Genomic DNA, 12,486 nt, shown 5'->3' with positions numbered 1-12,486 from the left:
GGGGCAGGTACAAGCCTCGGAGGAAGATATGTCATGCTGAATTGGGGGTTGAATCGCCAGGGCGCCGGACAGACTGCGGCGGGTTCGGATCAAACGACATCGCGCGATATCATAGCGCCACCCATTGCTCCCGCTCCCCCGAAGAAAGTGAAGATCGCGCTGGCGCTCGGTGGCGGTGCTGCTCGCGGCTGGGCCCATATCGGCGTGCTGCGCGCGCTGGACGAAGCGGGCATCGAGGTCGGCATGGTCGCCGGCACCTCCATCGGGGCTCTGGTCGGCGGCTGCTATCTCGCCGGCAAGCTTGATGAACTGGAGGCTTTTGCCCGCTCCTTGACGATGCGCCGCATCGCGAGCCTGCTCGATCTCACCATCGGTGGCAGCGGCCTATTCGGCGGCATGCGGCTCACCAAGCGCATGCAGGAACACCTAGAAGGCCTGTCGATCGAGGATCTCGATCGCACATTCGTTGCCGTCGCCTCGGAATTGAACACCGGCCACGAGGTCTGGATCGCCAATGGTTCGCTGATCACGGCGTTGCGGGCGTCCTACGCCCTGCCCGGCATTTTCGAGCCGGTTCGCACCAATAGCCGAACGCTGGTCGACGGCGCATTGGTCAATCCCGTACCCGTTTCCGTCTGCCGCGCCTACGAACAGCCGCTGGTGGTCGCCGTCAACCTGAACTACGATCTCTATGGCCGCTCGGCCGTCGTCAAGCACAATGCCGGCCCCCCCACCAGCGAGCAACAACGTCGCGATGAGGCACCCTATACCAAGCTCGGCATGACCGGCGTGATGGTGCAGTCCTTCAACATTATCCAGGATCGGATCTCGCGTGCTCGTCTTGCCGGCGATCCGCCGGATCTGGCACTGCATCCGCGCCTCAGCGATATCGGCCTGTCGGAATTCCATCGCGCCGGCGAGGCGATCGAGCGCGGCTACGAGGAGACATTGGCGCGGCTTACCGAAATCAGGCGCATGCAGGAAGCCTACGCACGGTAGAGCATCGATGGAGACGTGAATCTCTGAAAAAAGGTAGCTTTAACCCATCTCGCTGACCAAGGGCGGGATGGGTTTTGTATATGCGTCACCAACCGGCCGCTTCTTACCCAGCGATATAGGCCTTGATCTGCTCGGCCTCGAGTTCGATCTCACGAATGCGCCATTTGACGACGTCGCCGATCGAGATGATGCCGGAGAGCTTGCCTTTGTCTTCGACGGGGACATGGCGGAAGCGGCGTTGGGTCATCACTTCCATCAATTCGTCGGTGGTGGTCTCTTCCTTGCAGCGATGCACCTTGGCCGTCATCAACGAGGCGATCGGCTGATCGAGACATTCGCTGCCGTACTTGGCCACCGCGTTGACGACATCGCGCTCGGTGAATATGCCGGAAATCTTGCCTGCCATGCCGACAACGACAATCGCGCCGATGCGGTTCTCGTTGAGCATTCTTGCGGCTTCCGCAACAGTCGTATTACCCCCGGTGGTAACGACATTGCGGCCTTTGGTATCAAGTATGGCTTTTACGGAAACTGACATTCGATTCTCCCATCTCGAAAGCACAGTGAACATGCGAGCCTCGGATTTGTTCCGAAACCACCCCAAGGTTTCGGACCGCTGCTCCCGTCATCGGCCGCGTTGGTCTCCTCCCACGCGCATCCGATAGAGACGAATGTTGCGCCTGTGGGACCAAGAAAGCAACAGCTTCATTCCGTTGATGCAGCGGGATTTTCGACGTCGACACCAGGCTGCCGGTCGAAAAGCGAAAACAGCAGGAAGCCGAAGAGGAAGCCGCCGATATGCGCATCCCAGGCAACCGGTTGCGAACTGTCGCCGACGAGCGTGATGCCGAAGGCGACCAGTGCATTGCCGGCGATCCACATCACGATATAGGCAAGGACGGTGCGGCTGCGCAGCGATGCGAGGATCGACAGCCGTGGGTTGAGATGTGCCTGCCGAATGCCGACGCGGCGACCGTCCATCGCGGGAAAGGCAAAGCGGCAGGCCGCTCCCATGAGCCCCGAAACGACACCGGATGCGCCGATCAGCAGGCTCTGGTCGCCCCAATAGATGGCGGCGTGCAGGAATGCCGAGGCGGCTGCCGAAAAAACCCAGAAGATCACGTAGCGCACCACGCCAATCCGGCGCGCAACGGGTGCTGCGAAGACCATCAGCCACAGTCCGTTGAAGACGATATGCTCGATACCGCCATGCAGAAGCGAATAGGTGACCGGCGTCCACAGCCATTCCAGCCCTTGCTGCGATAGCGGAAAGGCATAGCGCGCGGGAATGAAACTGAAGGTGAAATAAAGCCAGTTCAGCGTATCGTCCGACCACCAGGGCAGGTTCTGAACGGCAAAGACGACGGCCAGCAGCGCCAGGCTGGCGATAATAACGGGTGGCAGGTTGAAAGCCGGAACGCGCTGCGGCGGCCGCGGATCCTCTGGCTGTTGGCGCGGCGGCTCTGCATCATCCATGTCTTGCTCTGAGGTCCTGAAAAGGGACTCGAGACATACAGCAGCGATCGTCAAAAAAAAAGCCGTCCAACTCAGGTGGACGGCTTGTTCGGACGCGCCTCATCGGGATGCCGCGCAATGGCTCGCATCCCACGCCCGAAAGAGTTCGTGCTGAAGGTCACCTCGTGAAGTGATGGATCATGTCTCCCATTCAGGGTCGTGGAAGGCAAACGAAACCTTCTCTTAACCTTAACGGTCCGGCGTTGGCATGAAATACGCATGGCTAGGTGCAAGGGCGATGAACGCCCCGGTATTTGAACTGAAATGGGACACCGACGCGTCATGCGCCAGAAGACGAGCATCGAGATATTTACCTATTGGGAGCAACTGCGCGGCAGCGCGGATGCCCCTTTGCGCAATTTGATACAGCCCTCGGCGGTCCGCCACATCCTGCCGGAGCTGTTCATACTTGAGCTCTTGCCGAATGACGCACCGCGTTTCCGGCTGGCAGGGACGGCGATTTGCAGTCTCATGGGGCGCGAAATTCGCGGTGAGAGTTTTGCGGCGTTGTGGGCAGGCAGCCAGATCGACGACCCGGTGCGCATAGCGACGGGCGTGATGACGCATGTGGTCCCCGCCTTGATCAATGCGACCGGCTACAGCATCAGCGGCCGCCATATGGCCTTTGAAATGGTGCTGATGCCGATGCGTTCGTCGGGTGATGTCTGCGATCGCCTGCTCGGCTGTCTGACGCCGGTTGCCCATACGGCATGGCTTGGCAGTGAGCCCCTGGAATTCCTGGCGCTCGACCGCAGCCGCCTTCTTTACGATCGCCCTGCCCGCGCCATCGAACCGCCATCGCATCCGGAGCCTGTCGGTATGATCTCCCATCAGGATGGTGTCAGGTTTGGTGATGTGATGCGCCGGATGCTGAATCTGAAGGTGAATACGCGTCCTCACACGCAGGTTGATCCATCGTGAGACAAATTTGGCCGCCTTTTTCTGAGCCATCTCTGGGGAAAGACAACCTTACCTTAAGAAGTTTCGGCTAAAGATTGTACTAAATATAGTCGGTTGAAGAAGCCCGTTCATGCAATCATTCCAGCCAGCTCAGACGACGCGGCCAAATCAGATGGCAGGGAATGCGACCCGCAGCGATCAGCGAACCTTTCAGCGGGTACCGATCAATATGCAGGGCCGCCTGATGCTGGCCAGTTACGAAGAGTTCGAATGCCTGGTCACCGACATGTCGCCGGGCGACATGTATGTCACTTGCCTGGGACGTCCGCGCACCAATGAACGTGTCGTGGCCTATATCGACCATCTTGGCCGCGTTGAAGGCAATGTCGTAGCCGTCGACGGTCGCGGCTTCAGCATGTCGATCAACGCGACCGACCGCAAGCGCGAGAAGCTCGCGGCTCAGCTGACCTGGCTGGCCAACAAGCACGAGCTTGGTCTTCCCGAAGATCGCCGTCACGACCGCTTGACGCCGCGCTCCACCACCAGCGAATTGACCCTGGAAGACGGCACCGTCCATGTCTGCCGCATCATGGACCTGTCGCTGTCAGGTGCCGCCGTCGACGTCGAAGCCCGTCCGCCGATCGGGACGCCAGTGCGCCTCGGCAATATGCGTGGCCGCGTCGTGCGCCACTTCATGGAAGGTGTCGCGATCGAGTTCCTCTCGCTGCAATCCCGCGAGACCTTGCGCGAATTCCTCTGATCCCGTCATTCTGACGTCACGTTCTTTCTAGAGACAGAGGCGCTTCACTCTCCTCTATCCGCGTGGTCGCCGATGAAGACGCTTTATCCGGAAATCGAGCCCTATGATCAGGGCTTGCTCGATGTCGGCGACGCCAACAGCGTTCATTGGATGCAATCGGGCAACCCGAACGGTATTCCCGTCATCATCCTGCATGGCGGTCCCGGATCGGGCAGCTCCGCCGGCGCCCGCCGATTCTTCGATCCGCGGCATTATCGTATCATCCAGTTCGACCAGCGCGGCTGCGGCAGCAGCCTGCCGCACGCTTCCGAGCCGGAAGCCGACCTCTCCGCCAACACCACATGGCATCTGGTTGCCGATATCGAACGGCTAAGGCTCTTTTTCGGCATCGAGCGTTGGTTGGTCTACGGTAACTCCTGGGGATGCACCCTGGCCTTGATTTACGCGCAAACTCATACCGAGCGCGTCGCAGCCCTCATTGTCGCCGGCGTGACCATGACCCGGCAATCCGAGATCGATTGGCTCTATAAAGGCCTAGCTCGCTTCTTTCCCGAGGAATGGGAGCGTTTTCGCGCAGCCGCTCTGGAGAACGAGCGCGATGGCGATCTGGTCGCGGCCTATCATCAACTGCTCCGCAATCCCGAGCCGGCCGTCCATCTCAAGGCCGCCAAGGATTGGCACGAGTGGGAATCGGCTTCCATCCTTGTCGATCCGCGCGCAACACTTTCCAACCGTTGGGCCGATCCAAGCTATGTCATCGCAAGAGCCCGCATCATCACGCACTACTTCCGCCATCATGGCTGGCTGGAAGATGGACAGATATTGCGGAATATCGATCGCCTCGCCGGCATCCCTTCTATAATGATCCAGGGCCGGCTCGATCTCGAGGCACCCGTCGTCACCGCATGGGAACTGTCGCGGGCGTGGCCCATGGCACGGTTGGTGGTGGTTGCCAACGCGGCTCATTCGCCGGGGACATCGGAGATGGCAGCGGCCATCGTCGAAGCAGCGGACGCGTCTCGCGCCTTCGCTTGAAGGCAGTAAAAAATTCAAAAATATTTTTGGGGCGTCGTCCCAAAATGGCACAGTACGAGGAAATCCCCCGCACTCGAACGGCCTCTGCTACGTGCCGAGACAAGGCGTCGGCCCTGCTTCATTAACGCTACTGGGAAGCAAGCCGTATGGCTAATTTTAGCAAGCAGAAAGAAAGTCATTCAAAAACAAACGGATATGGGAAATCCAGTCACAGTGACAAACGCGGGCAGATTTTCGAATTCCGATGGAAATTACTTCAAATTTGATTCAAATTTTCTTCTCATTTTATGACAATTCGACGCGTGTTTGAATAAACTAAGTGCTTAATTTGACTGCGTAATTTTGCGTGGGATAAAAGCCTGCATGTCATTCTGGTCCCAATAAAACAGGGACAAACGGACATGAGCTTTCAATTCTTTCTTCGCGGTTATGCCGCAATAGCTCTCTTCACTTTCGGCTGTCTCGGCCTCGCCCACGCGACGCCTGCCAACATGACGATCACCGGCGATGCAGCACCGCCGATCGGCCACTATCAGTTCTGCAGGGAAAATCCGGCGGAATGCGCCTATGCTGGCGGTGATGCCGGTCCGGCCATCCTCACCGAAGATCGCTGGAAGACGATCCTGAAGATCAACTATACGGTCAATACGACGATCAAGCCGATGACCGACATGGATCTTTACGGCGTCGAGGAAAAATGGGCGATCCCGACCGTCGCGGGCGATTGCGAGGATTTCGCGCTCCTGAAGCGCAAGGACCTGATCGAAGCCGGCTTCTCTCCCTCCGACCTGCTGATGACCGTTGTGCTGCAGCCGAACGGCGAAGGCCATGCCGTATTGACGGTGCGCACCGACCGCGGCGACTTCGTCCTCGACAACATGCGTAACAAGGTGAAGCTCTGGTCGGAGACCGAATACACCTTCCTGAAGCGCCAGTCCGCCGACGATCCGGCCCGTTGGGTCAAGATACAGGATGGTCGCGCCGTCGCAGTCGGCAGCTTGAAGTAGGACAATTCTCCAGCTTGCGATCGCCGGCGGCCTAGCGTTGGCGGCGTGAGTAAAGGGCCCGGTCTGTCCCCAGATCTCTGTCCCGACCGGCGCCTCGGAGCCGTTCCCACTGTCCCGGGAACGGCTCCTTTCGTTTCCAGCCGCATTCCACTCGAAATCTGCCTGACGCGTCGCGAGACCGCAGCTGTCATTAAATATGCGGGACGATGCATTCTTAACCGCTCATTAACCATCAAGGCGGCAATCATTCTATATTGGGACTCATCAAGGGTCTCTTGCCGCAGCGGATACGTCGCAGACGATGATCTCTGATGCGGGTTGGAACCGAAGGCAAGAGCATGGCCCCTTCTCTGTCGTCCACCTCCATGATCGACGAACAGCCGCTGATTTCGAGCGGTCTGGTTTATCGTCTGACGACCGGGATAGCCGTGCTTGCTGCCCTGACCGTTGCAATCACCATCGGAGGCCGCTGGCTCGGCGAGAAGATTTCGCTTGCGGGCCACACCGACAGCATCAGGCCGATCACCATAATGATCGGTGAGGATGCGTTGCGCCTTGGTGCCAATACGATCCGCTTTCCAAGTGAGCGCGTGAGTGGGGCTGCTGAACGCGTCGATCTCTATCTGACATGGCCGCAGATGCAGGGCTATAGCGATGCCGACCGGCTGCGTTTTGACGATATCTCCCAGTCCTCTTCGCTGATTTTCCTCCAGATCAGCCAGAGCACCATGTCACGTGATATGTCGGGCCGACTGGTGCCGATCTATTCGCATTTGATGGATGGGCAGGCCTTTGCCGGTCCGCATGGCCTGATAGCGCACCCGCTCCGCGCCGATGCCGGCTATAGCGGCGAAGTGCTTCTGACCGCGCCACGCCCCGGCGAGCCTGATTATGTCGTCCGCTGCATCCTACCCGCCTCGCCCGTCCTTGCGACCAGCGGCGATTGCCAGAGGGACGTCAAAGTCGGTAAGGACCTCAGTGTGCTCTACCGCTTTTCCGCCAATCAGCTCGGCGACTGGCAGACCATGGATGCGGCCGTCCAGGGCTTCGTCAGATCCCACCTCATCGATGCACCAAGCGCCGGCGGAATTTCCGCGAGCGACAGCTAAATTGGTGCAGAAATTTGAAACCAACTGTTCATCATAAACCGATTGGTAACGCTAAGCTCCTACGTTGGAACCCAACGGACGTTCTTGGAGGCGGCGGCCGGATAGTCGAGACCGTAAATGCAAGCAGAGAGTGAAGTAGTGTCCAGATCAAATTATTCCGCATCCTCATCACACTCCGGCAAGTTTCTGGCGAAGATGCTGTTTGGTCTCGCAGTTTCGACGGCGACGATAACGATGACCGTTGATGCGTCGTACGCAGCCGGTGGCTCGAAATATGCGGGCATCGTTATCGATGCGAATACCGGCAATGTTCTCTACAGCGAGAATGCCGACACGCTTCACTACCCCGCATCGCTGACCAAGATGATGACGGTATATCTGACCTTCGAGGCGCTCGAATCCGGTCGGATCTCTCTCGATACGCCGGTGGTCTTTTCGAAGAACGCGGCCATGCAGGCGCCGACGAAGCTTGGCATCGGCACTGGCCGGTCGGTTACCGTTCGCGAAGCGATCCTTGGCATCGTCACCAAGTCGGCCAACGATGCGGCCATGGCGCTCGGCGAGATGCTCGGCGGCTCGGAAGATAATTTTGCCCGCATGATGAACGACAAGGCGCGCATGCTCGGCATGACGCGCACGACCTATCGCAACCCGAACGGCTTGCCGAACACCGCGCAGATGACCACGGCGCGGGACCAGGCCCGCCTCGGCATCGCCCTGCGCGAGCACTTTCCGCAATATTACGGCCTCTTCTCCACGACGAGCTTTCGTCTCGGCAACAGAGTAATCCCTGGACACAACCATCTGCTCGGCTCGGTCCGCGGTGTCGATGGCATCAAGACCGGTTACACCCGCGCCGCTGGCTACAATCTCGCGACCTCCGTGAAGGTCGACGGCCGTTCGATCGTCGGCGTCGTGCTCGGTGGCGCTTCGACGCCTGCCCGCGACAACCAGATGCGCAAGCTGATCGCGACCTATCTTCCGGTCGCGTCTACCAAGCATATTTCCTCCAACGTGGTTGCCCAGACCGTGGCGGAAACGCCGAATATCCAGGCCGCAAGCGCCCGCATGGCGGCGGCTGGCAGTGTGAAAGCGAGCAAGGACGAGAGCGCGGAAGTTGAAGACTATCAACAACCGTCAAGCGCCGCCGCTTTTGCCGCAGTCGAGCCGAAGTCCGGCAATCCGCTGCTTGTGACCAAGCAGAAGCATGGCGTCGCCTCCAAGGAGGTCGCCTCCATAGCGCCGACCGCTCCGGACGAGAGCAGCGAGGATGATGTTGATACGCTGACGACCGCCTCGACCTCCAAGTCCGACACAAAGATCATCAAGCCTCAGAAGGTCGAGAAGGCGGAAAAGCCTGAAAAAATCGCCAAGGCGAGCAAGGCTGAGAAGGATATGACCGGCTGGGTCGTCCAGATCGGCGTTTCCTCCAGCAAGGACGGCGCCGACGATCTGCTCGATAGAGCCAAGAGCAAGGGCGGCAAGGCATTACGCTCGGCCAAGGCTTACGCAGTTGCCTATGACGGCGGCTATCGCGCTCGCTTCGGCGGCTTCGACGACCAGAATGCGGCGGTCAACGCCTGCAAGGCGCTCAAGAAGGCCGGCGTGAAGTGCTGGGCAAGTTTGGAATAGGAATGTGGCCGCGGTTTTCGTGTCGCATTGTCAAGAGATTGCCGGGTTTTGCGTGGCGACGCCCGGCTTTCCGGTCCCGGATATGTATCGGGCCGGCCCTGAGTTTGTAATGTGTTGCGGGGATATACGATGGCGATGAACGAGAACTTTCCAGGTTTCTCGCTCGATGGCGCGGGAAAGACCAAACCGAAGGGCTTTGCCCTTCATCCGCTGCATGAAGCAGCATTGCGGCTGGCCGATCTCGGCCTTAACCGTTCGCGTTCGCGCAGTAAGACGAAAGACCTGATCGGCATCCTGCTTTGCCACGGCGCGCGCGCCTGGCGTTATTCGCAGCCGGAAGCCAATATTCGGCTGCACATCACCTCGCCGAACGGTCAGGCACCGGTGCAGCTGCGAGTGCGCTGAGCGCCCGCTTTACAGCAATCCCAATTCGGAAAGCTCGCGTCTCAAATCCGCGGGCAACTCGGCAACGCCGCCGAGACTATCAAGGTCGCGCGGCACGTCATCCTGCGGCAAGTAACGCCAACCCTGAAAAGCCCGACGCGGCTGTCCGGCGGTTTCTACGACACTCGGATCGAGGATCAGCCGGCAGCGATGAATACCGTCGACATCGGTGAAGGTTTCGATACCGAGCAGCTTCTGCCGCGCCTGCACCTGTCCCTTGATCACCCAATAGAGCGAGCCGCCATCCAGCAGCTCCTCCATGCGCTTTGGCACCATGCGCGTCGTATGGGTCGTATGCGGTTCCAGGCCGGCGGCAATAGCGCTCATCGCCCGTTCGGAAACCCATTCGCGCAGATCCTCAAGCGAGTCCGCGCCCACGCATAATTTGATCAGATGCAAAGCCATGACGCCGTTGAAATCCTTTTGACCGGCAGCGTCAAGCTTTTCACGTCAGGCGTCCACAAACTCGATATCATTCAGCCCGAACCATGCATGATTCTGGGAGACGTCGATGAATGGAGACGGCAATTATCCTGGCGCGGAATGGGCAGTAGCGGCCGAGCCTGAGACTTTGGGATGGTCTAGCTCCGGACTTGCTGAAGCCTATGACTTCGCTACATCCATAGGCTCGTCAGCGATCATGATCGTGCAGAATGGTATCGTTGTCAGCGCTTGGGGCGGGATTGCCGATGTCACAGGCCTTGCCTCGATACGCAAGAGCTTGCTCAGTGCTTTGATCGGTACGCATGAAGCGCAGGGTACAGTCGATCTATCCATGACGCTGGCGGAGCTTGGCATCGATGATTGCGAGCCGTCACTGACATCCGAAGAAAAACAGGCAACCATTGCCGATCTCTTGACATCGAGATCGGGAATCTATCATGCCGCCGCCGACCAGAATCCGGCTTCATCGCCAGCGCGAGGGTCTCATGCTGCCGGAACGCACTGGTTCTACAACAATTGGGACTTTAATGTTCTGGGCGTCATCCTCGAGCGTCTGACCGGCGTGCCGATTGCGGAGGATTTTGCCGCACGAATTGCCGCACCTCTGGAGATGCAGGACTTTCATCCCGGGCATTTCTATTTCAAGAGCATTCCTCATTCCGAGCATCCTGCCTACAAGATCCGGATGTCCGCTCGCGACCTGGCTCGTGTCGGCGTGCTCTTTCTGAATGAAGGCCGGTGGCGGGACGTTCAAATCGTCCCGGCAGAATGGGTAGAGAGAAGCACCAAAACCTATGTGGATCTCGGACACGGTGCAGGTTACAGCTACAGCTGGTGGACAGGGCAATACAGGCTGAAGGCAGCCACGCCGTCAGCCGCCGCAGATCCGGAAACTGCGCCATTCTACTGGGCGTCCGGCATGGGCAACCAGTATCTGATGGTGCTTCCCGCCATTGGCACGGTCATTGTTCACAGGGTAGCCGACACGAATAACGGTCCAAGCGGTCCGCAAATCGAGCAGTTGCAGAAGAAGATACTGGGCAGCCGAACGGCCGCCAGTCCAATGACCAGCCCAATCACAAAATGATCGTTCGCCTCATCTAGGGGATGAGGCGATGACGCAAATATTCAGGCTCAACATTCGACGACGTTCACAGCGAGACCGCCCATCGACGTCTCCTTGTATTTCTCGCTCATGTCGTTTCCGGTCTGGCGCATGGTTTCGATACAGGCGTCGAGCGGCACGAAATGCTGGCCATCGCCCTTGAGGGCCAATGAGGCGGCAGTTACGGCCTTGACGGCGCCAAGCGCGTTGCGCTCGATGCAGGGCACCTGCACGAGGCCGGCGACCGGGTCGCAGGTCATGCCGAGATGGTGTTCCAGCGCGATTTCGGCGGCGTTCTCGATCTGCTCCGGCGAGGCACCCATGACGGCGGCAAGTCCCGCAGCCGCCATCGCGGCCGCCGAACCCACCTCGCCCTGACAGCCGACTTCGGCGCCGGAGATCGAGGCATTGTGCTTGATGATGCCGCCGACGGCTGCGGCCGTTAGCAGGTAATTGCGGATTCCATCCTGGTCCCAGTCCTCATGAAAATGCTGGTAATAGCGGATCGTCGCCGGAATGACACCAGCGGCCCCATTGGTTGGCGCGGTGACGACGCGGCCACCGGCGGCGTTCTCTTCGTTGACGGCCATGGCGTAGACGCTCAGCCAGTCGTTGGCGAGCAGCGGATTGATGCGGTTGCTGCGCCATTCCTCCTGCAGCTTGTCATGAATGGAGCGGGCGCGACGGCGCACCTTCAGGCCGCCCGGCATTATGCCATCGACCTTCAAGCCGCGGTCGATGCAGCTGCTCATCGCCGTCCAGATGCGATCCAGCCCAGCATCGAGTTCATCGCTGCTCATGCGCGTCTCTTCATTGGCACGCTTCATCTGCGCGATCGAGAGACCGGAGCGCTCGGCCATATCAAGCATCTGCTTGGCTGTGGAAAAGGGGAACGGAATGCGTTCGCCGGAAGACGCCTTCTTCTTGTCGGCCCGCATCTGTTCAAGCTCGGTATCGGTGACAACGAAGCCGCCGCCGACGGAGTAGTAGATGCGCTTGACGAGCAACCGCTCGTCCTTGTCGAAGGCGGAAAAGCTCATGCCGTTGGCATGGCCCGGCAGCGGCACCTTCTTGTCGAAGATCAGGTCGGTCTTCGGCTGAAACTGGTAGGCCGGATGCCCCGGCGGCGTGATGCGGCCGCTACGCTCGACCTCGTCGATAACGGCATCCATCCGGTCGGGGTCGACCTGGTCCGGACGTTCGCCCATCAGGCCGAGAATCACCGCCCTGCCCGTGCCGTGGCCGATGCCTGTATGGGCGAGCGAGCCATGCAGGCTCACCTTGATCGAGGCGACATGCACGTTCGAGGACGGCCGCGGCCACTCGCTCGACAGCACGAGGTCAAGAAACCGATTCGCGGCCGACATAGGTCCCATCGTGTGCGAACTGGACGGTCCGACGCCGATCTTGAAAACATCGAAAACTGAAAGAAACATGGACCTTTGGTGCCTCCTCGGCAAATCAAGCAATGACAAGGCTACGCTATCAGGGCAGCCCTGCACGGCGATCGACCGACATCGGATTTCATGCCTGCGA

General features: G+C 59.4%; 13 protein-coding genes. 9 read left to right on the top strand and 4 right to left on the bottom strand.

Annotated features, from left to right (window positions below; genetic code table 11):
* Positions 1-33 precede the first annotated feature (33 nt).
* A complete protein-coding gene (locus AB6803_RS06405; RefSeq protein WP_371108096.1) occupies positions 34-999 on the top strand; it encodes a patatin-like phospholipase family protein in 966 nt (321 codons plus the stop codon).
* 103 nt (positions 1,000-1,102) lie between these two features.
* Here AB6803_RS06405 and AB6803_RS06400 read toward each other — a convergent pair whose 3' ends face one another.
* Positions 1,103-1,537 carry a CBS domain-containing protein gene (locus AB6803_RS06400; RefSeq protein WP_371108095.1) on the bottom strand — a complete coding sequence of 145 codons (435 nt, stop codon included), beginning with the start codon at positions 1,535-1,537 and terminating at the stop codon, positions 1,103-1,105.
* Positions 1,538-1,704: 167 nt separating this feature from the next.
* Positions 1,705-2,475 (bottom strand): rhomboid family intramembrane serine protease, encoded by a 771-nt coding sequence (locus tag AB6803_RS06395; RefSeq protein ID WP_371108094.1) that lies wholly within the window; start codon positions 2,473-2,475, stop codon positions 1,705-1,707.
* A gap of 321 nt (positions 2,476-2,796) precedes the next feature.
* Between AB6803_RS06395 and AB6803_RS06390 the strand changes: the two genes are divergently transcribed.
* The 7 genes from AB6803_RS06390 (at position 2,797) to AB6803_RS06360 (ending at position 9,362) form a co-directional block, all read left to right on the top strand.
* Positions 2,797-3,435 (top strand): PAS domain-containing protein, encoded by a 639-nt coding sequence (locus AB6803_RS06390; RefSeq protein WP_371108093.1) that lies wholly within the window; start codon positions 2,797-2,799, stop codon positions 3,433-3,435.
* Between the two features lie 109 nt (positions 3,436-3,544).
* Positions 3,545-4,174, top strand: a complete 630-nt coding sequence (locus tag AB6803_RS06385) for a PilZ domain-containing protein (protein ID WP_371108092.1) — start codon at positions 3,545-3,547, stop codon at positions 4,172-4,174.
* A 72-nt stretch (positions 4,175-4,246) separates the two neighbouring features.
* Positions 4,247-5,209: a prolyl aminopeptidase gene (gene pip / locus AB6803_RS06380; RefSeq protein WP_371108091.1), complete on the top strand. Its 963-nt coding sequence runs from the start codon at positions 4,247-4,249 to the stop codon at positions 5,207-5,209.
* A 401-nt stretch (positions 5,210-5,610) separates the two neighbouring features.
* Positions 5,611-6,216, top strand: coding sequence for a transglutaminase-like cysteine peptidase (locus tag AB6803_RS06375; RefSeq protein WP_371108090.1), 606 nt, complete (start codon positions 5,611-5,613; stop codon positions 6,214-6,216).
* Between the two features lie 311 nt (positions 6,217-6,527).
* Entirely contained in the window at positions 6,528-7,325 is a 798-nt protein-coding gene (locus AB6803_RS06370) for a hypothetical protein (protein WP_371108089.1), read from the top strand.
* 117 nt (positions 7,326-7,442) lie between these two features.
* Complete coding sequence (locus AB6803_RS06365; RefSeq protein WP_371108088.1) at positions 7,443-8,957, top strand: D-alanyl-D-alanine carboxypeptidase; 1,515 nt, start codon at positions 7,443-7,445, stop codon at positions 8,955-8,957.
* Positions 8,958-9,086: 129 nt separating this feature from the next.
* Positions 9,087-9,362 (top strand): hypothetical protein, encoded by a 276-nt coding sequence (locus AB6803_RS06360; RefSeq protein WP_371108087.1) that lies wholly within the window; start codon positions 9,087-9,089, stop codon positions 9,360-9,362.
* Between the two features lie 9 nt (positions 9,363-9,371).
* On the opposite strand, the gene AB6803_RS06355 is transcribed toward AB6803_RS06360, so the two are convergent.
* The gene (locus AB6803_RS06355; RefSeq protein ID WP_371108086.1) at positions 9,372-9,806 is read right to left on the bottom strand and encodes a DUF1489 family protein; all 435 of its coding nucleotides are present in this window, start codon (positions 9,804-9,806) and stop codon (positions 9,372-9,374) included.
* 106 nt (positions 9,807-9,912) lie between these two features.
* On the opposite strand from AB6803_RS06355, the gene AB6803_RS06350 reads away from it, so the two are divergent.
* On the top strand, positions 9,913-10,932 hold the full coding sequence (locus AB6803_RS06350) for a serine hydrolase domain-containing protein (protein WP_371108085.1): 1,020 nt from the start codon (positions 9,913-9,915) through the stop codon (positions 10,930-10,932).
* A 47-nt stretch (positions 10,933-10,979) separates the two neighbouring features.
* Here AB6803_RS06350 and AB6803_RS06345 read toward each other — a convergent pair whose 3' ends face one another.
* Positions 10,980-12,386 carry an L-serine ammonia-lyase gene (locus AB6803_RS06345; protein WP_371108084.1) on the bottom strand — a complete coding sequence of 469 codons (1,407 nt, stop codon included), beginning with the start codon at positions 12,384-12,386 and terminating at the stop codon, positions 10,980-10,982.
* Positions 12,387-12,486 lie beyond the last annotated feature (100 nt).

This window comes from Rhizobium sp. RCC_161_2, assembly GCF_041355235.1.
Classification (GTDB): Bacteria; Pseudomonadota; Alphaproteobacteria; order Rhizobiales; family Rhizobiaceae; genus Rhizobium.
The sequence above is the reverse complement of the archived record's forward strand: the minus strand, read 5'-3'. Positions and strand labels throughout refer to the sequence as shown.